Origin of the sequence: Pseudomonas rubra (assembly GCF_028656935.1) — a bacterium.
GTDB classification, from domain to species: Bacteria; Pseudomonadota; Gammaproteobacteria; order Pseudomonadales; family Pseudomonadaceae; genus Aquipseudomonas; species Aquipseudomonas rubra.
Genome location: NZ_JAMDGZ010000052.1, coordinates 62,933 through 85,140 on the forward strand (window position 1 = coordinate 62,933; position 22,208 = coordinate 85,140).

Consider the following 22,208-nt stretch of genomic DNA (forward strand, 5'->3'; position numbering starts at 1 on the left):
GCCCGCTCCCACAGGCATTGGTGGGAGCGGGTTTGCACCGCGATTGCTCAAGGTTGCCGGGACTGCTGGAATATCTGCTGCGTCAGGCTTTCTTTCAATGCCATGAACTGCTGCTGGATTGCCTCTGCCCTCTCCTTGTACTGCCCTTCATTGATTTCCTCATCGAGCACCTGCTCATCCAGCACCTCGAGCTCACTGTCCCATTTGGCAAAACGTGGATCCAGGGTCCTGAGATGGCGAATCCAGTGATCGTTGCCAATGATGGCGCTCAACCCTTGCGGTGAACCGGCATCCTCTGCACGCAACGCTTCGACAAACGCCTCGACACGCGCCCCCATCAAGTCGTAGGCCGCCGGGTCCGCCAGCCTGATATCAATCGGTTCATCCGGGTAACGCGGCGCCTCCACCATCAGCAATGATTCGTCGGTACTGGCCGATGAAAGCCCGCTCTGCAGTAGCACCTCGAAGGTCAGAGGATAGTCCGCTGACCGCGTATAGTCGTGTAGCACCACCTGCTCGATATAGTCTTCGGCAAACACCTGGCGTGACCAACCGGTAACCAATTGCAGCAACTCACGATTGTGTTCGGCGAGCGGGCGCTGCGCCTTTAGGGTTGCAACACGCATCCTGCGCTCGATGGCAGAAAACTGCGGGTTGCGCTCGGCGAAAATTTCAGCACGCGGGGTGTTCGCCTGCTGCAACCACAGCAACACTTCATCGACCCGTCGCCGCAGCGTAGCGGCGGCTACAAGAAATCCATCCGTTTCGCTCAAGCTGGCAAGCTCACTGAAAAAGGCGCGCGAGCCTGAGGTACGCAATTGTCTCCAGCGCAGCAAGGCTTGCTCATCGGTAAACGCCAGCGGGTTATCGCCAGCGGCTGCTTGCAGATCCACACCAGTGCTGTCGTAGTAACTTTCCACCAGGGCCTGGGCTTGCTCATCCAGCGGATTCTCGCGCAGATCCAGCGCACGCCCCAGATCCGCGGGCATGTCCAGCAGGCTTTCAGGCAGTTGCGCGATGCGGTTATTGCTCAACGCGGCGCCCTGCAGATCGGTGAGCCGGAGCAATCCCGCGGGCAAACTGACCAGCTCACAACCAGAGAGCCCCAGGGTCTGCAGGGCTGGCAAACGTGATAGGTCGAGGGTCTCACCCAATGGATTTCCGCTAAGCCCCATGACCTTGAGGCGGGTACAGCTGTTCAGCCAGTTTTGCCCCGCTGCCGTCAGTTCAATCCGGTTGTTGCTCAAGTCGATAAAGGTTAGCTCAGATGGCTCAACCAGCAGCGGCATCACCGTCAGATCGTTTGCTGAGGCGGACAGCATGCGCAACTTCTTGAAGCGGCTGATCAACCGGCTGGGCAGCTCAGTCAGGTTGTTGCCTTCCAGGTCGATGCCTCGTACATGGTCGAAGGACGCCTCGAGCAGCGGAAAATCACTAAAGTTGCTGTCGTACAAGCCAAAGCCTGAAAGATCGAGCATAGGCGCGATGCCCACCTCGTCCTCAAGCACTACCACCCGTTGCCAAGCCAGGCGAACACGCTCAGCCACCTTAGCGCGCAGCGATTCACTGGCCGCCCAGCCTGATAGGTCGGCATCGAGCTTGCTGTACTCGGCTTGCAGGGCGTTGATCCTTTCGATCGGGACGATGCCAGCGGCGTCCCAGGCGCTAAACTCAGCCTGGCGCGCCTGCTCGCTCATTGCCGGGAACAGGCTGCGGTGTTGTCGGTAGGCATAAGACTCCCTCAACGGCGCCGGCAAATAGGCGGCAACGCGCCCTTGCAGATTACCGCCGCCGAGCAAACGACCCTGCGGCGCTTGCGCCCTGTGCGCCTGCGGCCCGTACAGCCAGTTCGCCGCGTGCTCACGGTTGGCACTGGCCAAGGTGAGCACTCGCTCACGCAGGGCAACATGCTCATGAATGCCTAGCCCGAGCGCCTCGCGTTGCGCATCCGGCAAGGCATGTAGAACGGCGTTGTACAGGCTGTTTTCAGCCCTTGTGGCAGATAGCGAATGCAGCGCGCTGTTGCCCTCATAGGCACGGTAGCCACCGGCCTCCTTGACTAGCACACGCCGGATCTTCACGCCAGCTAAACCCACTTGCCCCAGCACCGGGCCAGACAGGGTATCGCCTCGTAGCACCAGGCTCACGCGCGCCGACCACCCGTCGAGCCGCTGCAGGCAGGCCAGCAACAATCGATCACTTTCGGTGGAGGCCAGCCTTGGCAGGTACAGCCCTTCATAGGCTCGGGCCAGAAGCAGTTCGGCATTAGCCTTGGTTTGAGCCATGCTGCTGTAAAGCGAATCAAAGATTGAACGACTGCTGCGCTCGACCTCCTTGGCCAGCAAGGTGCGCAGCATCGCGACACGCGCACCTGGCTCGACGGCGCCCCCCAGCAGCACATCGATTTCCGCAGGCGTCAGCTGCTTGAGCAGCACCTCTACCAGATTGCCAGAGGTCAGGTCGGCTATCTGCACTTTTATCGGGTTGCGGGTATCCGGGCCGCGCCCTGGGTAGCGGGCCACTTTTTCACCGGAAAGTGCCGGCCCTTCGTACACCTCCAGGCTACGCCCGGCCGGCCAACCGGCCAGTGACGGGGCCACGGAGGGGGCAAACGCCATGCGGCGCGTAATCGGGCTGCCATTTTCAGTGGCGAGAACCAGTTGGCGCACCTGAGCCTCGAGCTTCATCCGCTCAAGCGAGTCTGCCAGCAGTGTCGGCAGTGGTTGGTTGTCAACATGCAACTGACGCAAACGGCTCTCCTCAACACCGCTGATCTGCAAGGCTTGTTCAAGCTGCTCATCGCTCAACCCCGAAGTGCGGTGCCCCAGGCGCCGCAGCAACTGGCGGCGGCTCCAGTTCAAGGGCTGCTCGTCGAGCAAGCGCCAGGCGCCCTGGCCGTTATGCGCAAGCGGCGGCTCGTAGCCTCGTTCGTGTGGATCTTTCAGGCGCCAGGGCTGGCTGGGTTGCGGGCGATACTGTTCGAACACACCTTCACCCACGCGAATGTACTGTTTGTTGTCAACGCGGTACTGTCCCTCGGCATTTGGCGCAAGCTCAGACGGTAACTCGATGTCCTGTCGATAGCTGGCAAGATCAGGCTGCCACAGCCGCCGCGGCCCTTGCGCCAGCTCAATCGGTACCAGGCTCTCAACCAGTGCCGGCGGATTGAGGGCCGTTGCCACTCGCGTACCGACCACCCCAAGGCCAGCGGCGATAGCCAGGTTAACCCCCACCGACTTGAGGTGTTCCAGCGCCTCACGGCGGTCGCCATCTTCCCAGGCATGGATGCCGTGAAAGATGTCGCCCACCAGTTGAGCACCCTGGCTCACCATCAGCACTTCGCCCAAGCCCGGCACGAAAAACGCCGCCACATTGAGCATGCTCAAGCCCAAGTCCCGATAATGCTCAAGGTCCGCCAGCCACGCTTCACGGTCAACCGCCTCGGTGGGTACGGCCAACACCCGAGCATCGTCTTTGGCTCTGTCGACGGAGGCCTCGAACAACAGGTTGAATACCTCCCGCCGCACCTCAACCAGCTGTGGTGGCTGCGCGCGCCATTGCTCGGCACTGAGCAACTTTGCGAAGACCTGCGCTTGCGTACGGCGGCTGAAAAACTGGCTGAAGTAGCGCCTGAAGTCCTTGTCCTGCAGGCGCTCTTGCAAGTGCACGTTAAATTCGGCGTAGGAGTCAAACTGCTGCACAGGTGTATCCGCCCCGGGCATGTAAACCACCAGGGGCACCTCGACAGAGGCATTGACAGGCTCCGGGCTGATCACCATGAAGCCGCCACCCAAGGTCGTACCGAACACATCCAGCCAGTAACAGCGCGCCCCGTCGAAACCACTTTTTATCAGCCCAGGAACCTTATCCACCTGCACCGGCTGAGTCGGACTTGCGCTGTGCGACTGCTCGATCAGGGCACCTAGCATTCGGTAGGCCGGTTCACTCAAGTGCCTTGCGATACGCGCCTCATGCACCTTGACCGCCATGTAGTCACGAGCAGCCGCGACCCAAGCCTGCTGCAACGACACCTGGGAGGTGGACGCCTGATAGACCGCGGCGAGGTGGGCAGCATATTGCTTGCCGATATCCAGCTCCCGGCACATCAGGGCAAACGCATGAGGCGTAATCGATAAAGTGCTCGACCAGCGGATGGACTGACTGGCAAACCTGCCAGGTTCGGCTGATTCGGGAAACGGCTGCAAGGCGCCACGAGGCGCCAGCTTGCTGTAGTGATCGAACCGAAAGAGCGTGGCCTCGAGTTCAGTGAAGTTCTGCAGCGCCGCCTGCAACAGCGTTTGTCGCGAGATTAGCACGGCATCGAGCCGATCCTCGCGCAAGCCGGCGTCGTCGCGCAGGTGTACCAGCTCGTTCTCGGTGACGCTGATACGCTGCTTGAAGCGCTTTTCGATCTCGGCGACCAGCAGCGGCTCGGCAAACTCGGTGATGCCCTTGAGCGGCTTGAGCAGCCTGGCCGCGACCCGCATTGACGCCTGGCTGTGCAGGCGACTGTCCTGCAGCGTCTTGACCAGCAATGGATCTGTTGCGCTCGGGGATGCAGCAGGTGGCAGTTGATAGCGATGCAGCGCTTCGATGGCCTCGGGGCTGCTATGGCTGATCCAGTCCGGCAGTTGCCGCTTCAGGTCAAAGGCCTGCTGGATACGTGCAGATGGCAGGGTGTCAGTCATGGTGTGCTCGGGTGGTGGAATGGAACCTTGAGTCCATCACCCGGCAGATCACCTTGGGCACTACATAAATATCAAGGGCCTGGTGGTCACACCCGCCACTGTCCCAGCTTGCTCCAGAGCCCCAGCAAGGTCTTTTCGATCGTACCGCTGGCCGCCAGACCTACACGTTCCTGCAAGCTTTTGCGTTCGGCAAAATGCAAGTGGTAAAGATTGGCTTGTGCGGCGCACTGGCTCAGGTACTCGTCGCTGGTCATCAGTTGATCGACCAGTTGCTTGTTCAGCGCGGCAACGCCGAGCCAGACTTCACCAGTGGCCACCTCATCGATGTGCAGCTGTGGGCGATAGCGCGAGACAAAGTCCTTGAACAACTGGTGGGTGATGTCCAGGTCTTCCTGGAACTTCTCCCGGCCCTTCTCGGTGTTCTCGCCGAACACGGTCACAGTGCGCTTGTATTCGCCGGCGGTGAACACCTCGAAATCAACGTCGTGCTTTTTCAGCAGTCGGTTGACGTTGGGCAGTTGTGCCACCACGCCAATCGAGCCGAGGATGGCAAACGGCGCGCTGACAATCTTGTCGCCGATGCAGGCCATCATGTAACCGCCACTGGCGGCGACCTTGTCGATGCACACGGTCAGCGGCACCCCGGCCTGGCGAATACGCGCCAGTTGCGAGGCGGCCAGGCCGTAGCTGTGGACCATGCCGCCGCCGCTCTCAAGGCGCAGCACCACTTCGTCCTGGGCCGTGGCCAGGCTCAGCACGGCGGTGATTTCATGGCGCAGGCTCTCAGTGGCCGACGCCTTGATGTCGCCATCGAAGTCGAGCACGAACACCCGACGTTTTTCTTCGGGCTTTTTCTTCTGCTGCTTTTGCGCCTTGGCCTGCTGCTTGCGCAGGACCTTGAGCTGCGCCTTGTCCAGCAGGCTGCCTTCAAGGCGCTCGCGCAAATCCTTGTAGAACTCGTTGAGCTTGTTGACCTGCAACTGCCCGCTGCCCTTGCGCCGGCCCTTGCCGCGCAAACCGGCGATCGCCGAGAGGACAATCAGAATCGCGATCACCAGGGTCGCGGTCTTGGCGAGAAAGCTTGCGTACTCTGCAAGAAACTCCACAGTAACTCCTTAACATGCCGGCGCCGATACGGCGCGAACCGATAGTCAAGCATACCGAGGCGGCCTTGCCCCTGCCAGCGTAGGAAATCTCCAGCAATGCAGTTCAAACGCCCTTTTCAAACGCTTGTATGTTTTTTCGTTGACAGCCTGTCGACGGCAACCTAACCTCGGCTCATCCTTAGTGCAGGCGGACGACGTGGGCAGTATCTACCTGATTCGACATGGCCAGGCTTCATTTGGTGCAGACGACTACGACGTCCTCTCCCCCGTCGGCATCCGCCAGAGCCAGGCCTTGGGCGAGCACCTGGCGCAACTGGGCCTGCAACTGGACCGCTGCCTGGCCGGCGACCTGCGCCGTCAGCAGGACACCGCGCGCCTGGCCCTGGCAGCCATGCACAACGCCGGCTGCGAAGTGCCTGCACTGGAAACCGATAACGCTTTCAATGAGTTTGACGCCGATGGCGTCATCCGCAGCCTGCTCCCCGGCCTATTGCCGGATGAGCCCAACGCCTTGCAGGTACTGCGCAACGGCGCCTGCAACCGCAGCGAGTTCCAACGCCTGTTCGCCCTGCTGATCGAGCGCTGGCATGGCGGCGAGCATGCCTGCGAAGGCAGCGAAAGCTGGCAGGCATTTGTCCAGCGCGTCGACGGCGCCTTGCAGCGGGTGCTGCAACAGGCCGGCAACGGCGACAATATTGCGATCTTTACCTCCGGCGGTACCATCGCCGCCCTGCTCCACCTGGTTACCCGTATCACTGCCCGCCAGGCTTTCGAGCTGAACTGGCAGATCATCAACACCTCGCTCAGCCAACTGAAGTTTCGTGGCCGCGAGGTGGCCCTGGCTTCCTTCAACAGCCAGGCCCATGTGCAGCTGTTGAAGGTGCCGGAGTTCATCACCTACCGATGAACCCCGGCCCGTTGTGACCCTCAAGGTCACGCCAATCACTTAATAAGGAACACTCAATGACTTCTGTAGCTGATGCCGTAAAAGCGATGCAAGCCAAGTTCAACCCAGCCGCTGCCGCCGGCCTGGACCTGGTTTTCGGTTTCAACATCACTGACGAAGACAAGCACTACGCGCTGATCGTCAAGGATGGCACCTGCGACATCCAGGAAGGCGAAAATGCTGACGCCAACTGCACCCTGGTGCTGGACAGCGAAACCCTCAAAGGCATCGTCAGCGGTGAAACCGACGGCATGCAGGCGTTCATGGGTGGCAAGCTGCGCGTTGAAGGCGACATGATGCTGTCGATGAAGCTGAGCGAGCTGTTCCCGGCCTGAGCCTCGCGCTGATGCCGAACCAAACCGAAGCCTTCGCCGGCTTCGGTTTTTTTTTGCCTGGGTGAAAATACAGGCATCAGGGACGTTGATCGACCTGCAACACGCTGGCCTATAAGGCTGCAGCAAGGCTTGTTCGCGTCGGTCGCGAGAATTAGATTAGCCAATAATCTATGGCTTTTATCATAAGGTAAACGCATGACGCTCACCGACCAGTCCACCCAGGTCCGCCCCGGCGAAGAACTTGACGCCGCGGTGATCGCCCCTTACCTGAAAGCGCATATCCCCGGCCTTTCTGGCACGCCGAACATCAGCCAGTTCCCCGGTGGCGCCTCGAACCTGACCTACCTGGTGCAATACCCGGAACGTGATTTTGTCCTGCGCCGCCCGCCATTCGGCCACAAGGCCAAGTCGGCCCACGACATGGGCCGTGAGTTTCGCATCCTCAACCAGCTCAATAGCGGTTTCCCCTATTGCCCCAAGGCCTACGTGCATTGCACCGATGAGTCGTTGATCGGTGGCGAGTTCTACGTGATGGACCGGGTCAAGGGCATCATCCTGCGCTCGGACCTGCCGCCGGAACTGGGCCTGGATGCCGCGCGCAGCGAGGCGCTGTGCAAGAGTTTCATCGAGCGCCTGGTCGAGCTGCACCAGGTCGACTACAACGCCTGCGGCCTGGGCGACCTGGGCAAGCCTGAAGGTTACGTGCAGCGCCAGATCGAAGGCTGGGCCAGCCGTTACGAAAAAGCCCTGACTCCCGACGCGCCACGCTGGGAAAAGGTCATCGCCTGGCTGCGCGAGAAGATGCCGGCCGATCACCCCAAGCCTGCGATCGTGCACAACGACTACCGCTTCGACAACGTCATCCTCGATGCCGACAACCCCATGCGTATCATCGGCGTCCTGGATTGGGAAATGACCACCCTTGGCGATCCGCTGATGGACCTGGGCAATACCCTGGCCTACTGGATCGAGGCTACAGACCCTGCACCGGTGCAACTGATGCGCCGCCAGCCAAGCAACGCCCCGGGCATGCTCAGCCGCCAGCAGTTCGTCGACTACTACGCCGAACGCGCCGGGATCCAGATCGACAACTACGACTTCTATTACACCTACGGCCTGTTCCGCCTGGCCGGCATCGTCCAGCAGATCTACTACCGGTTCTTCCACGGCCAGACCCAGGACAAGCGCTTCGCCCAGTTCATCCATATGAACACACTGCTGGAGCACATGAGCCTGCAAATCATCGCCAAGTCCAGCCTCTGACGGTTACAACAAGGAAAAGACCATGTCCAAGACCCAACTGTTCGACCTCGACGGCAAAGTCGCCTTCGTCTCTGGCGCCAGCCGCGGCATTGGCGAGGCCATCGCCCACCTGCTGGCCCAGCAAGGCGCCCATGTGATCGTCTCCAGCCGCAAGCTCGACGGCTGCCAGCAGGTTGCCGAGGCGATCATCGCCCAAGGCGGCAAGGCCACTGCGGTGGCCTGCCATATCGGCGAAATGGAGCAGATCAGCCAGGTCTTCGCCGGCATTCGCGAACAGTTCGGGCGCCTGGACATCCTGGTCAACAACGCTGCCACCAACCCGCAGTTCTGCAATGTGCTGGATACCGACCTTGGCGCCTTCCAGAAGACCGTCGACGTCAATATTCGCGGTTACTTCTTCATGTCGGTAGAAGCCGGCAAGCTGATGCGTGACAACGGTGGCGGCAGCATCATCAATGTGGCGTCGATCAACGGCGTGTCGCCTGGCCTGTTCCAGGGCATCTATTCGGTGACCAAGGCGGCGGTGATCAACATGACCAAGGTGTTTGCCAAGGAGTGCGCGCAGTTTGGTATCCGCTGCAATGCCCTGCTGCCGGGGCTGACAGACACCAAGTTCGCTTCGGCGCTGGTCAAGAACGAGGCGATCCTCAACACCGCCTTGCAGCAGATCCCGCTCAAGCGCGTGGCCGATCCAAAAGAGATGGCCGGTGCGGTGCTGTACCTGGCCAGTGACGCCTCCACCTACACCACCGGTGTGGCGTTGAATGTGGATGGCGGCTTCCTGTCATGAGATAGGCCCCGCGCCTGGTCAGACGCGGGGCATTGCTGTTACCACTCGAATTGTTGCCCGCTGGCGACCACATAGGTCATCTGCCGCAGCCAGCGTTGCAGACTGGCTTGGTACTGAACCTGCAATTCACGCAAGCGCAGGTACCAGACCTCGCCGTTGATCTGCCCGCTCTGCGCCTGTTCCTGCAACTGGCGGCGCCCTTCGTTCCATACTTGACGGGGGCTGTCGGCGCGGCCGAGGGCATATTCGACCCAGAAGTCATGACGAAAGTGACGTCCTTCGAGGCTCTCGTCCACCACCGACCCCAGCACACTCTCCAGGCCTTGTGTCGTTGTGGCTGAAAGACCAACCAGCTCAGCCTTGAGCGCTTCGACGAAGCCCGCTGGAAGCTGTTGGCCAGTCAGCGGTTCGAGAAACTCGCCATCGCGCGGTGCCTGGGGAATGTCAAGGGTCCCATCTCGGGTCACGGCATGCAGTAGATGCTCCCAGAGTGCCTCGTACTCATCGCCCTCGCCACCCTCGACCGCCATGAGCTGATCGGGGAATGTCGCATCGAAGCGCACGCCGATATGTTCCAGGCGGCTGCGCCGCACGGCCAGGCGCAACAGCTCGCAGGCTCGGGGCAGCCCCAGCGCGACCTGGTTGGCCCTGCTCAACTGCGCCTGCCCTTCGATGGACAGCAGGTAGCTTTGCTCTGCAGCCGGTGCCCGCAACGACGGGTCGCGCTCAAGCATCTCGAGAATATCCCAGGCACGCCTGAGCGTCGTTGCCTGCGCGTGGGCGTAGACGCTGGTAAGTTCAAGCTCCAGCACATTGCGCAGGGTTTGCAGGCACTCGGGGATATGTCGCAAGCGCTGCCACAGCTCACGCTGCGCTTGGTTCGCGTCGCTCAACAGGAACTGATAATAATGATCGCTGATCAACAGGTCGATCTGATGTTCACCATAATGGTTGTCGATCCGCGATTTGCTGTCTTCATCCAGTGGGTTCTCCCGCAGGTCCAGCGCCCGTTTGATTCGGTCGGGTAGCTCGAATGCATTTTCATCGACATGTGCAATGCTGTTCCAGCGCAAGTCGATCAGGGTGGCTCGCTGCAGGTTGGCCAGGTTTTCGGGAATGGCGGTCAACCCGCAATTATCCAGCATCAACCTGCGAAGATTGAACAGTCGCGAGATGTCCGGGCTTTGCTGCAGCTCGTTTCCGGACATGTCCAGCACCCGTAACTGCTGCTCATTCGGCACAGTGGGTATTGCTTCCAACAGATTCCAGTCCAGGTACAGGTATTTCACCCCCGGAAAGTGCTTGGTGAAACTGGCTGGCAGACTCTCGAGCCTGTTATTGCCCAAGCTCAGCACAGTAACCCGGCCCAGATCCCATTGCAGATCGGGAAAACTGCTCAGGTCAGCACCAGTCAGGCCCAGCCCCAACAGGTTCAGTTCCCTATCCTGGTTGTCCGGCACAAACCTGCTCAAGCGCGTGCGGCGCCATTGCGCGAGGACTTCACTCGAGAGCTGCTGACGCCCTTCAATGCCCCCCGCCCACTGCTGCAGTGCCTGCTGACGGACCTCCAGCGCCTGCTGAAACGCTGCCAGCATGTCGGCTGGTTGACGCCCCAGCTCCCCCCACTCCTCTAGCGTTTCCAGCACTTGCTCGTCGTTGAGTTCTGGAAACATCTCGCGCAGCCTTTGAATCAGCACGTCTTCACTGTTCTGGGTGGCATAGCCTGGCTCGAAGGTACCATCACCACCACCGCGCAAGCGACCACGCGGTGGTTTGTCGGTTGAAGGGACCCAGCGCCGGCGCAGCCCTGAAATGCGGTGCAACAGCCTGACCTTGAACGCTTCGGCATCGCCTGTGCTCAAGCCCAGGGCACGGCGCTGGACATCGGGCAGCGCATGCAGGATGGCGCGAAAAATATCGTTGCGTGTCCGCTCGGCGAACAACGAATGCAGGGACTGGTCGTTGGCGTAAGCACGATAGCCCTCGCCCTCACGGACGATCACCCGTTGCACCGTGCCTTGGCCATTGCCGACACGCATCACCTCCACTCCGCGCAACGAGCCGACACGCAACTGCAGGCAGACCTCGGACGACCAGCCGGCAAGCTCCGGCAGCACATCAAAGACCAGGCTCTCGCTCTGCAGATCGGCAAGCTCTGGCCAGACGATGCCTTCCAGGCGCCGTACCAATGGGCGTTCGGCCTCTACTCGCCGCGCCTGGCGTTCGAGCCGTTGAGGGAAACGCTGGCGCTCGCTCCACTGATCCATGGCGGCCTCCGGAAGCTGCTCGATCAGCCGGCGCGCCAGCGGGGCATCGATGGTTTTGAATCGACGACGCAATTCGTCGAGCAAGGGTGATGGTGCCCCTGCGTCCCGGTACCGGCTGGTGAATACCGCCGCTCGACGCCGTGAAACATGCTCGGCGACCTGATTGCGCAGTGCCTCGATCCGGCCGCTTGGCGCTAACTGTTCGGAAAACAGACGAGTCAGTGCCCGACGGTCCAGTTGTTCAATGACAATCCTGGCCCATTCCCCGCTGCGCAATTCGGCGCGGGTCAGTTTTATTGACGTGGCGGCAAACCCCGGGCGTTCGCCGTAGATTACCGAGGAGCCCCAGGGCTCGGGCCCCTGAAACAGCTCCAGGGGCTGCCCCTCGGGCCATCCGGGGATGTCTGGCAGCAGCGCGGCAACCACGTCCATATCCAGCGTGGAGCGGGTACCGCTGCGAATTGCCTCAATGACCTGGCCAATCTGCTTGCGAATGAGCGTGCGCTCGCAGCTGTCGGCCAACAACGGATCCACTGGCTCGCCGTCGACATGCATGCGTCGCAAGGCGTCGCCATCGGTGCCGGTCAGCTCGCAGGCTTGCTGCAGCTCATCGTCGCTCAGGGCCTCGACGCTATGCCCGAGCCTGCGCATCAACTGACGGCGCGACCAACGCAGCGGTTGCTCATGAGGCGAGTGCCAGGCGCCCTGACCATTATGTTGCAAGGGCGGCTGGTAGGCTTCGTCCTGGGTGGAGTGCTGCAAGCGCCAAAGCCTCGCCTGCTCATCCACCAGGGCGTAGTAGTGCCCGCTCTCCTTCACATAACTGCGCCCAGCGTGGCGATACACACCAGAGGTATCGGCTACCAGGCCCGCTGGCAGATCGTCGACACTGCGATAGGGCTCAAGGTCCTGCTGCCATAAACGCCGCTGACCATCCGCGCGTTCGACTTCCACCAGCCGATCCACCACCGGCGACGCACTGATCAAGCGCGAAACGCCGATAGTTGCAGCGCCCAACCCAGCCGTTACGACCAGATTGAGCGCAATGGATTTCAAGTGTGCCAGCGCCTCGTCCTTATCGCCGGCTTCCCAAGCCTGGACACCTTCAAAGGCATCCGTCATCAACTGGCTGGCCATGATCGTCAGCATGATCGGCCCCAAGGCCGGGACGAAGAAGGCTGCAGCATTGAGGACATTCAGGCCGAACGCCGCGTACTGCTCAAGCGAAGTGAGCCAGGCCTGATAGTCGACCTCGGCCGTCGGCACCGCAATGGCCCGGGCTTCGGTCCGGGTGGTGGCGAGCATCAGCTTGAAACTTGCGTCGAACACGTCGCCCGTGACCGGATGCTCGACCAGCGCATCACTGCCCAGCAGCGCCGCTGCCAGGCTGATCGCATGACTAAACCTGGCCTGTTGGCTACGGGCGACGAACGAGCGGATAAACGACTGATCCTTGGGGTCCGCCAGGCGTGCCTTGAATGCCTGGGCGAAAGCACGGCGCGAAGGGTACTGCTTGAGTTGCGTCTGGCGGTCCCCAGGGATGTAGGCAACGCAGCGCTCGATGGCGCCCCCTGCGACCGATTCGCAAAACAGCAGCACGTCGGCCAAAGCAAAGCCGGCCAGTGCCAGGCGACTGATGCTCAGCGAAGGTCCTGCTTCAACCGTCGGCTGCTGCAGTAGCCGTTCGAGGCGCTCATGCAGGTCGGCGTCGATATCGCCCCTGAGCTGCGCCAGGTTGAGCTGCAGTTGCAGCTCGGCTTTGTGCGCACGGGCGTAGGTGCGACGAATCAATGGCCCGCTGGACGGCCCTTCGAACACCGCCGTGAGGTGGTCCTGATAACCCGCCCCCAAATCCAGGGAGCGACACAAACTGGCAAACTGCGCAGGCGTCAGCGCCAGGGTGCTGCTGTAGTGGATCGAGTCGCTGGCGCGGCGCTGCGGGTCCACCGTCGCAGGGAATGGCTGCAATGCATCCAGCGGCGTCAGCTGGCTGTAGCGGTTGAAGCGCAGCTTGTGCATCTGTTCCATTTCGAAGTTCTGCAGCGCTGCCTGCAGTAGTGGCTGCCGGGCAATCAGCACCTCTGACAGCGCGTCAACCCGCAGGCTGGCATCATCGCGCAGGTGGATGAACTCATGCTTCAGGCTGTCAACCGTCAGGCCATGGCTGCGCTTGATGGCGTCCTCCAGCAAGGGCCGGCAAAAGCCATGAATATCCTTGAGCCCGCGCAACGCCACCGCCGCCTCATGGCGGCTGCGCTCGGCTGCACTTGCCAGAGTGTTCAGTTTTTGCCGCTGTGCCGGAGTGGCCCGTTGCAGCCAGGCCGGCTCCTGCGCCGGCAGCAGGCCCAGGTGCAATGACGCCAGTTGCTCGGGGTGCGCATGCCGCACCCAGTTGGGCAAGCGCTGACGCAGGAAAGGAACGTGTAGTGGGTAGTGGGGATCGGCCATGGTCACGTCTCGATGTTGAGGAAAACATCACTTGACCATGCTCGTGGCACTGCAACGGGCTACTTATGTATGGATGGCGATCGTCCTCGGCACTCTGTGAAGCCAAAAAAAGGCCATTGAGCAATCGCTCAATGGCCTTTTTCAGTTACCGATCAGATCAGTCGGTGCTCAATACACCACGACGGACCTGGTCACGTTCGATCGATTCGAACAACGCCTTGAAGTTGCCCTCACCGAAGCCATCGTCACCCTTACGCTGGATGAACTCGAAGAACACCGGCCCCATCAGGGTTTCCGAGAAAATCTGCAACAGCAGGCGCTTGTCACCGGACTCGGAAGAACCGTCCAGCAGGATGCCACGGGCTTGCAGCTCGCCAACCGGCTCGCCATGACCCGGCAGACGGCCTTCGAGCATCTCGTAGTAGGTGTCTGGCGGTGCGGTCATGAAGCGCATGCCGAGCTTCTTCAGGGCATCCCAGCTCTCAAGCAGGTTGTCGCTGAGGAAGGCCACGTGCTGGATGCCTTCACCGTTGAACTGCATGAGGAACTCTTCGATCTGCCCGGCGCCCTTGGACGACTCTTCGTTCAGCGGGATACGGATCATGCCATCCGGCGCAGTCATGGCCTTGGACGTAAGGCCGGTGTATTCGCCCTTGATGTCGAAGTAGCGGATCTCGCGGAAGTTGAACAGTTTCTCGTAGAAGCCGGCCCAGTAGGCCATGCGCCCGCGGTACACGTTGTGGGTCAGGTGGTCGATGATTTTCAGGCCGGCACCGGCCGGGTGACGGTCGACGCCTTCAATGAACTTGAAGTCGATGTCATAGATCGAGCTGCCCTCTTCGAAGCGGTCGATCAGGTACAGTGGCGCGCCACCAATGCCCTTGATCGCCGGCAGGCGCAGCTCCATCGGCCCGGTTTCGATTTCAACCGGTTGCGCGCCCAGCTCCAGGGCCCGGGCATAGGCTTCGTGGGCGTTACGCACACGGAAGGCCATGCCGCACACCGACGGACCATGCTCGGCGGCAAAGTACGAAGCGACGCTGTTCGGCTCGTTGTTCAGGATCAGGTTGATACCGCCCTGGCGGTACAGGTGCACGTCCTTGGAACGGTGGGTCGCCACCTTGGTGAAACCCATGATCTGGAAGATCGGTTCCAGGGCGCCCGGGGTCGGCGATGCGAACTCGATGAACTCAAAGCCCATCAGGCCCATCGGGTTTTCAAAGATATCAGCCATGCTCGTTTCCTCATCATCAAAGCGGGTAAATAACGGTCGTTAATTGCTATCGATGTCGAGCAGGCGTGGTGGCGCGCAAGAGATGCCCCTCACACTGCGGGCGAGGTAGTCACCATAGATCAGCTTGAACCCATGACACTTCATATGGACCCATTCTCGGCGGGTTGATTCCCCGAAGGTGGAGAACCTTATTATTGTATGCGTAACGCGATTCTACAGTGCGTAAGCCGTTTTGTCCGCACTTAAGTTGACGCCCGGTGTTAGACGAACGGCTATCCTAGGCAGACAAGCGTAGTCACTCTCCTTGCGTGCACAGGTCATCCACCATGCCCCTCACGGTAAAACGCCCCGGACGCTGGACCTTGCGAGCCCTGCTGCCCTGGGCTGTGGGCACCATGCCGATACTCTGCGGCCTGCTGATCATGCACCTGCAGGCCGAACGCGAGCTCCAGGCGCGCAGCCAGGACACGGCCGGGCAAGTGGTGGCGCAGGTTGAGCGGATCCTCGACAACATCTCCGCTGCGGCTCAGGCCTTGCTGCCACTGGCTGGCTCACCCTGCGACGAGAAAAAGCTCGCCCTGCGTGACCAGGTAACCCGGCGCTCGTTCGTGCGCTCGACCAACCTGGTGTACCGCGACGAGCTGTATTGCAGCTCGCTGTTCGGCCCCTATAGCGAACCCGTCAACACCAGTGACTACGTCGATGGCAAACTCTGGCTGATGAACGGCAACTCGGTCACCCCTGGCCACCCTCTGTTGGTGTACCGGGTGAGCGATGGCGATCGCGGCGCCATCAGCACCGTCGACGGCGACCATCTGCTCACGGCCCTGCACCTGATCGGTCCGCACACCCAGTTGTCGCTGCAGGTCGGCCGCTTCTGGATGGACAAGGATGGCATCGTGCGCGAAGGCCTCGCTCCGGCCGCGGCAGTGGCGGCTGTGCAGCTAACCTCGCAGCGCTACCCTTTTGCCATCCACAGTGGCTACGGCGCGGACAAAGTCGGCCAGGTAATGCGTGACGAATACCCCGCTCTATTCGGCCTGCTGGTATTTCTCGGGGTGATTGCCGGCGCCGTGTGCCGCTGGCTGCTGCGCCGGGCCAGTTCGCCACGCGCCGAACTGCAACGGGCCATGGAAGCCAATGAATTCCTGCCCTATTTTCAGCCGGTGGTGCGCAAAGGCGACTATCGCTGGGCTGGCGCCGAAGTACTGATACGCTGGCAGCACCCGCGTGATGGCCTGGTGCGCCCCGACCTGTTCATCCCCTACGCCGAACACAGTGGCCAGATCGTGCCCATGACCCGCATGCTCATGCGCCGCACCGCCGAGCTGCTGGCGCCCCATGCCGCCTTGATGGACGAGGGCTTTCATGTCGGCATCAACATCACCGCCGACCATTGTCAGGACATGGCCTTGTACGACGATTGCCGGACGTTTCTGGCCGCCTTCCCACCTGGGCGGGTGCTGCTGACCCTGGAGCTGACCGAGCGCAAACTGATCGTCCCCACCGAGATTACCCAGGCATTGTTTGCCAAGCTGCATGCGCTGGGGGTGATGATTGCCATCGACGACTTCGGCACCGGCCAATCCAGCCTCAGCTACCTGCGTCAGTTCAAGGTCGACTACCTGAAAATCGACCAGAGCTTCGTCGCCCTGATTGGCGTCGATGCCCTGTCGCTGCACATTCTCGACAGCATCATCGAGTTGTCGGCCAAGCTTGAGCTGGGCATCGTCGCCGAAGGTGTGGAGAACCCGACCCAACGTGACTACCTGGCACGCCACGGCGTCGACTTCCAGCAGGGCTACCTGTTCGGCCGACCCATGCCGATCGATAGTTTTGTCGAAGCCCTGGCAGCCCAGGTAGAACCCCGGGCACAGCGCGTGGAGGTTGCCGGCTAGGCAACCGCACTGTCATCTATTGCAACCGAGGCATTTGTGTCAAAAGGCATCATTACATCGGTCACGGCGTCGTTCCTGTTCGCCGTGATGTACTACTACACCTCACTGCTCACGCCCCTCGATGGCGAGGAGGTGTTCGGCTGGCGCATGCTCCTGACCCTGCCCTGCGTGACCCTGTTCATGTTGCTGACCCGTGACTGGCCGCTGGTTACCGGGCTGCTGGTACGGATACGGCAACAGCCGCTGTTGTTGCTCGGCCTGCTTGGGACTTCGTCACTGATGGGCGTGCAGCTCTGGCTGTTCCTCTGGGCGCCGCTGCACGGGCGCAGCCTCGAGGTGTCGCTGGGCTACTTCCTGCTGCCGTTGACCATGGTGCTGACCGGCCGCCTGGTCTATGGCGAGCGCCTGTCGCGCTTGCAAAAGGTGGCGGTGGCCTGTGCCCTGACCGGTGTCGGCCATGAGCTGTACCAGCATGGCAGTTTTGCCTGGGAAACCCTGCTGGTGGCCGCAGGCTACCCGCTGTACTTCGTGTTGCGGCGCCGCTGCGGCACCGACCATCTGGGCGGCCTGTGGGCCGATATGTGCCTGTTGCTGCCGGCTGCACTGTATTTCGTCATCCAGGGGCCACTGTCGGCCCAGGACCTGGCCGCACACCCGGGGCTGTACGGCCTGATTCCACTGCTTGGGGTGATCAGCGCCCTGGCGCTGATCTGCTACGTGCTGGCCAGCCGCCTGCTGGCCTTCAGCCTGTTCGGCCTGCTCAGCTACGTCGAGCCGGTGCTGCTGGTGGCCGTGGCCTTGCTACTGGGCGAGACCATCGGCCCCGACCAGTGGCTGACCTACCTGCCGATCTGGCTGGCAGTGCTGGTGCTGATCCTCGAAGGCGTCAGGCACCTGCTGCGGCACCGGCGGCGTTCGGTGTAAGGCGTACCTGGCGTACCCGGCGCTCTTCCACTGCCACCACGGTCATCTTCCAGTCGTTCCAGACCAGGCTGTCGCCCACCATAGGCAAGCGATCGAGCAAGCTCATGACCAGGCCCGCCAGGGTCTGGTAATCCTCGGTCGCTTTGGCGGCAAAGCCGGTGCGGGCCTGGATCTGGCTGAGGTTCAGGGCGCCGCTGACGATAAAGCCCTGCTCGTCCTCGACGATGCCCGGCCCCTCCACTTCACTGGCATCGGGCAGCTCGCCGGCGATCGACTCAAGGATGTCGGTCATGGTCAGCACACCGGTGAAGTCACCGAATTCGTTGACCACAAAGGCAATGTGCGTCGACTGGCCGCGCATCTGCTCCAGGGCATTGAGGATGCTGAAGCTCTCCAGCAAGTTCAGCGGTGTACGCGCCAGGCTCTCGAGGTCGGGCTGGTTGCCGGCCAGCAGTTCCTTGAGCAGTTCTTTCTTGTGCACGAAGCCCAACGGCTCCTCAATACGACCGTCGCGAATCAGCGGCAGGCGCGAATAGGACGAATGCATCAAAGCAGTACGAATCGCTTCGGCTGGCTGCGCCAGGTCAATGGCGTCGACCTCGGCGCGCACGGTCATCAAGGTCTTGATCGGCCGCTCGGCAAGGTTTAGCACGCCGCTGATCATCACCCGTTCACGACGGTCGAACAGCACCTGCTCCTCGCCGCCTTCGACCAGATCGGCAATCTCCTCGCCGACCTCGTCCGCCTCGATCCGCCGCCCGCCCAGCAAGCGCAATACCGCATGGGCAGTACGCTCACGCAGCGGCCGATGCTGCTGCAGGCTGCGCTTGCGGCGGGCACGGGCCAACTGGTTGAACAGCTCGATGAGGATCGAGAAGCCAATGGCCGCGTACAGGTAGCCCTTGGGAATATGGAAGCCCAGGCCTTCGGCGGTAAGGCTGAAGCCAATCATCATCAAGAAGCCCAGACACAGCATGATCACCGTCGGGTGATTGTTGACGAAACGCGTCAACGGCTTGCTGGCAACGATCATGATCCCGATGGAGAACACCACCGCGATCATCATGATCGACAACTCTTCGACCATGCCCACCGCGGTGATCACCGCGTCCAGGGAGAACACCGCATCGAGCACCACGATCTGCGCCACGATCGGCCAAAACGCGGCGTGGCGCAGGCTGCCGTTGTGCTGGGCGACATGCCCTTCGAGGCGCTCGTGCAACTCCATGGTGGCCTTGAACAACAGGAACACACCACCGAAGAGCATGATCAGGTCACGACCGGAAAAGCTCTTGCCGAAGATATCGATCAACGGCGCGGTGAGGGTCACCATCCACGAAATACTGGCCAGCAGGCCCAGGCGCATGATCAACGCCAGCGACAGGCCGATCACCCGCGCACGGTCGCGCTGATGGGGTGGCAGTTTGTCGGCAAGGATGGCGATAAATACCAGGTTATCGATACCCAGTACCAGTTCCAGCACAATCAGCGTGGCAAGGCCCAGCCAGGCCGTGGGGTCGGCTAGCCATTCCATGGGCGATCACTCATGTGCAAGAACAGACGGGAAGCGTCACAAGGACGGGAGAATGGCCGGGACGGCCAGGTACTGGGGGGCTCCGAGAACGAAGTCATATCAACCTGAAATCAATTGGGGATGTGATCCTACAATTGCAGCAGGCTTTTCTCACAGCATGAAACTATTTCAAATTCTGTACATCGCAGGGCAAGCACACACAAACTCCGCTGTGGGAGCGAGCTTGCCTCGCGATTTTCTTGACTGATCAGCACGAACTGCCGTGCAGCCCGCACCTCAGCCCTCGGCATCGTGCACGACCACCAGCAGCTGGGCTTGAGCCTCGCCCAGCGAGCGCAGGCGGTGCGGGGTCTGGGCGTTGAAATACAGGGCATCGCCGCGTTCCAGCACCACCCGCTCAGTCATGAAATCGACTTCCACCTGCCCTTCATGCACGAACAGAAATTCTTCACCCAGGTGCTCCTTGAACGAAGCATCGCTGAATTCGTGGGCCGGGCTGATGATGAACGGCAACAGACTGCGGCTGCCGATCTGTGTAGCCAGTACCGTGTAACCCGGCCCCGCCATAGGCTGGCGCTGGTCGTTGCGCACCAGGCTGTAGCGGGCCTGGCCGGGCTGGTCTTCGGCGAACAGCTCCTCGACATTGACGTTCAAGGCCCGCGCCAGCTTCAGCGCCGCAGCGATTGACGGGGTGTTCAGGCCACGTTCGACCTTGGACAGGTAACTCTTGGTCATGCCCGACAGTTCGGCCAGCGCTTCCAGGGTGATACCCAGTTTTTTTCTCAACAGTTTCAATCGGATAGACATGTAACGCAGTTTTCCCAATGCCATGGGCATGTTTTTTCTTGCCAATGACACAATGTGTCATATAGCCTTTGCTGTGTCATGCGTTTAACCACCCCGTCACCTTCCAAGCAACCGGGGTGGGCAAGCCGTGACGCCCCATCACGCCACCGAGGATAGCCCCATGGCCAAGACAATGGCACTCCCCAAGGACCAACTGATCCAGAAGGCCCTTCAGCAGATGCAAGGCTCGCTTGCCGATAATACGTGGACTGTGCGCGAAAAGCTGGCACTGACCTGTCGGATTCTGTTCGATAACGGCCACGATTCCGGCCTCGCCGGGCAGATCAGCGCCCGTGGCCCACAACCGGGCACCTTCTACACCCAACAACTGGGCCTGGGTTTCGATGAAATCAGCGCCAGCAACCTGTTGCTGGTCAACGAAGACCTGGAAGTGCTCGAAGGCCAGGGCATGCCCAACCCGGCCAACCGCTTCCACAGCTGGGTATACCGGGCCCGGACGGATGTGAATTGCATCATTCATACCCACCCCACCCACATCGCCGCCCTGTCGATGCTGGAAGTGCCACTGGCGGTCTCGCACATGGACCTCTGCCCGCTCTACGACGACTGCGCGTTTCTCGAAGCCTGGCCAGGGGTACCGGTAGGTAACGAAGAAGGCGAAATCATCAGCGCCGCCCTGGGTGACAAGCGCGCGATCCTGCTCTCCCACCACGGCCAGCTGTCGACCGGCGCCAGCATCGAAGAAGCCTGTGTGATTGCCCAGTTGATCGAGCGCGCGGCCAAGCTGCAACTGCTGGCCATGGCCGCCGGCACGATCAAGCCGATTGCACCTGAGCTGGGCCGTGAAGCCCATGACTGGATCTCCCGGCCAAAGCGCCACAGCGCCGCCTTCAACTACTATGCGCGCCAGTGCCTGCGGGTCCATGGCGACTGCCTGAACTGATTGCAGCCGTTCTCACTTACCTTGCGGAGCAAAATTCATGTCCAAGACTTTTCACGGCATCATCGGCTACACCATCACTCCGTTCAGCGCCGACGGCGAACAGCTTGACCTCGAGGCCCTGGGGCACTCCATCGACCGCCTGATCGAGGGCGGCGTGCATGCCATCGCGCCGCTGGGCAGCACCGGCGAAGGCGCCTACCTGAGCGATCTGGAGTGGCAGCAAGTGGCCCGTTTCAGCCTGGAGCACATTGCCGGGCGAGTGCCGACCATCGTCAGCGTTTCCGACCTGACCACCGCCGGGGCGATCCGCCGCGCGCGCTTTGCCCAGGCCCATGGCGCCGATGCGGTGATGGTGCTGCCGGCCGCCTACTGGAAACTCACAGAAGCAGAAATTCTCGAGCACTACCGCGCCATTGGCGCCAGCATCGAGTTGCCGATCATGCTCTACAACAACCCGGCCACCAGCGGCACCGACATGTCGGTGGAACTGATCCTGCGCATCGTGCGCGAGGTCAGCAACGTGACCATGGTCAAGGAGAGCACTGGCGATATTCAACGCATGCACAAGTTGCAGCAGCTTGGGGAGGGTAAGGTGCCCTTCTACAACGGCTGCAATCCGTTGGCCCTGGAAGCCTTCGTGGCCGGTGCCAGCGGCTGGTGCACCGCAGCGCCAAACCTGATCCCGGCGCTCAACCAGCAGCTGTACCAGGCCGTGCAGGACAATGACTTGAAGGTGGCCAAGGCCGTGTTCTACCGCCAGTTGCCGCTGCTCGAGTTCATCCTCAAGGGCGGCCTGCCGGCCACCATCAAGGCTGGCCTGAGCATGAGCGGATTGCCGGTCGGTGAACCGCGCAAACCGGTATTTGCCCTGGACCAGTCCGGCCAGGCGTACTTGCAGGGTTTGCTCAAGCAATTGAGCTAACGGCTCATGCACTGTCCGGCGCTGGTAACGGCGCCGGATTTTCTGATTCGCCACAGTATCAGGGAATGCACCTACACCAAGCGTTGAAATCCCATCTGGGTCG

14 protein-coding genes are annotated in these 22,208 nt (G+C 61.3%); 8 read left to right on the forward strand and 6 right to left on the reverse strand.

Annotation, left to right across the window (positions count from 1 at the left end; all coding sequences use genetic code 11):
* Positions 1-47: 47 nt before the first annotated feature.
* Both M5G17_RS22375 and sohB read right to left on the reverse strand, forming a co-directional pair.
* Positions 48-4,688, reverse strand: a complete 4,641-nt coding sequence (locus M5G17_RS22375; protein WP_273895070.1) for a leucine-rich repeat domain-containing protein — start codon at positions 4,686-4,688, stop codon at positions 48-50.
* 86 nt (positions 4,689-4,774) lie between these two features.
* Positions 4,775-5,794 (reverse strand): protease SohB, encoded by a 1,020-nt coding sequence (gene sohB, locus M5G17_RS22380; RefSeq protein WP_273895071.1) that lies wholly within the window; start codon positions 5,792-5,794, stop codon positions 4,775-4,777.
* 196 nt (positions 5,795-5,990) lie between these two features.
* Between sohB and M5G17_RS22385 the strand changes: the two genes are divergently transcribed.
* The 4 genes from M5G17_RS22385 (at position 5,991) to M5G17_RS22400 (ending at position 9,128) form a co-directional block, all read left to right on the forward strand.
* Positions 5,991-6,701 (forward strand): histidine phosphatase family protein, encoded by a 711-nt coding sequence (locus M5G17_RS22385; RefSeq protein ID WP_273895072.1) that lies wholly within the window; start codon positions 5,991-5,993, stop codon positions 6,699-6,701.
* Positions 6,702-6,757: 56 nt separating this feature from the next.
* The gene (locus tag M5G17_RS22390) at positions 6,758-7,075 is read left to right on the forward strand and encodes an SCP2 sterol-binding domain-containing protein (protein WP_010223709.1); all 318 of its coding nucleotides are present in this window, start codon (positions 6,758-6,760) and stop codon (positions 7,073-7,075) included.
* Between the two features lie 195 nt (positions 7,076-7,270).
* Positions 7,271-8,338, forward strand: coding sequence for a phosphotransferase family protein (locus M5G17_RS22395; protein ID WP_273895073.1), 1,068 nt, complete (start codon positions 7,271-7,273; stop codon positions 8,336-8,338).
* Between the two features lie 22 nt (positions 8,339-8,360).
* The gene (locus M5G17_RS22400; RefSeq protein ID WP_273895074.1) at positions 8,361-9,128 is read left to right on the forward strand and encodes an SDR family oxidoreductase; all 768 of its coding nucleotides are present in this window, start codon (positions 8,361-8,363) and stop codon (positions 9,126-9,128) included.
* Positions 9,129-9,166: 38 nt separating this feature from the next.
* Here M5G17_RS22400 and M5G17_RS22405 read toward each other — a convergent pair whose 3' ends face one another.
* Both M5G17_RS22405 and hppD read right to left on the reverse strand, forming a co-directional pair.
* Positions 9,167-13,843 carry a leucine-rich repeat domain-containing protein gene (locus tag M5G17_RS22405; protein ID WP_273895075.1) on the reverse strand — a complete coding sequence of 1,559 codons (4,677 nt, stop codon included), beginning with the start codon at positions 13,841-13,843 and terminating at the stop codon, positions 9,167-9,169.
* 157 nt (positions 13,844-14,000) lie between these two features.
* Entirely contained in the window at positions 14,001-15,077 is a 1,077-nt protein-coding gene (gene hppD / locus M5G17_RS22410) for a 4-hydroxyphenylpyruvate dioxygenase (RefSeq protein ID WP_273895076.1), read from the reverse strand.
* Positions 15,078-15,403: 326 nt separating this feature from the next.
* On the opposite strand from hppD, the gene M5G17_RS22415 reads away from it, so the two are divergent.
* Together M5G17_RS22415 and rarD are read left to right on the forward strand one after the other, a co-directional pair.
* Positions 15,404-16,975, forward strand: coding sequence for an EAL domain-containing protein (locus M5G17_RS22415; protein ID WP_273895077.1), 1,572 nt, complete (start codon positions 15,404-15,406; stop codon positions 16,973-16,975).
* A 36-nt stretch (positions 16,976-17,011) separates the two neighbouring features.
* A complete protein-coding gene (rarD, locus tag M5G17_RS22420) occupies positions 17,012-17,899 on the forward strand; it encodes an EamA family transporter RarD (RefSeq protein WP_273895078.1) in 888 nt (295 codons plus the stop codon).
* On the opposite strand, the gene M5G17_RS22425 is transcribed toward rarD, so the two are convergent.
* On the reverse strand, positions 17,862-19,433 hold the full coding sequence (locus M5G17_RS22425) for a TerC family protein (RefSeq protein WP_273895079.1): 1,572 nt from the start codon (positions 19,431-19,433) through the stop codon (positions 17,862-17,864). The genes rarD and M5G17_RS22425 overlap by 38 nt on opposite strands.
* Positions 19,434-19,709: 276 nt before the next feature.
* Complete coding sequence (locus tag M5G17_RS22430; RefSeq protein ID WP_273895080.1) at positions 19,710-20,240, reverse strand: helix-turn-helix domain-containing protein; 531 nt, start codon at positions 20,238-20,240, stop codon at positions 19,710-19,712.
* Positions 20,241-20,400: 160 nt separating this feature from the next.
* On the opposite strand from M5G17_RS22430, the gene M5G17_RS22435 reads away from it, so the two are divergent.
* Together M5G17_RS22435 and M5G17_RS22440 are read left to right on the forward strand one after the other, a co-directional pair.
* Positions 20,401-21,183 carry an aldolase gene (locus M5G17_RS22435; RefSeq protein WP_273895081.1) on the forward strand — a complete coding sequence of 261 codons (783 nt, stop codon included), beginning with the start codon at positions 20,401-20,403 and terminating at the stop codon, positions 21,181-21,183.
* Positions 21,184-21,220: 37 nt separating this feature from the next.
* Positions 21,221-22,105: a dihydrodipicolinate synthase family protein gene (locus tag M5G17_RS22440; RefSeq protein WP_273895082.1), complete on the forward strand. Its 885-nt coding sequence runs from the start codon at positions 21,221-21,223 to the stop codon at positions 22,103-22,105.
* Positions 22,106-22,208 lie beyond the last annotated feature (103 nt).

Bases quoted from the DNA above. Each gene is read 5' to 3' on its own strand.
- M5G17_RS22405 (WP_273895075.1), bottom strand. From the start codon at position 13,843: ATGGCCGATCCCCACTACCCACTACACGTTCCTTTCCTGCGTCAGCGC.
- M5G17_RS22395 (WP_273895073.1), top strand. From the start codon at position 7,271: ATGACGCTCACCGACCAGTCCACCCAGGTCCGCCCCGGCGAAGAACTT.
- M5G17_RS22390 (WP_010223709.1), top strand. From the start codon at position 6,758: ATGACTTCTGTAGCTGATGCCGTAAAAGCGATGCAAGCCAAGTTCAAC.
- M5G17_RS22400 (WP_273895074.1), top strand. From the start codon at position 8,361: ATGTCCAAGACCCAACTGTTCGACCTCGACGGCAAAGTCGCCTTCGTC.
- M5G17_RS22440 (WP_273895082.1), top strand. From the start codon at position 21,221: ATGTCCAAGACTTTTCACGGCATCATCGGCTACACCATCACTCCGTTC.
- M5G17_RS22415 (WP_273895077.1), top strand. From the start codon at position 15,404: ATGCCCCTCACGGTAAAACGCCCCGGACGCTGGACCTTGCGAGCCCTG.
- M5G17_RS22425 (WP_273895079.1), bottom strand. From the start codon at position 19,433: ATGGAATGGCTAGCCGACCCCACGGCCTGGCTGGGCCTTGCCACGCTG.
- M5G17_RS22430 (WP_273895080.1), bottom strand. From the start codon at position 20,240: ATGTCTATCCGATTGAAACTGTTGAGAAAAAAACTGGGTATCACCCTG.
- hppD (WP_273895076.1), bottom strand. From the start codon at position 15,077: ATGGCTGATATCTTTGAAAACCCGATGGGCCTGATGGGCTTTGAGTTC.
- M5G17_RS22435 (WP_273895081.1), top strand. From the start codon at position 20,401: ATGGCCAAGACAATGGCACTCCCCAAGGACCAACTGATCCAGAAGGCC.
- M5G17_RS22375 (WP_273895070.1), bottom strand. From the start codon at position 4,688: ATGACTGACACCCTGCCATCTGCACGTATCCAGCAGGCCTTTGACCTG.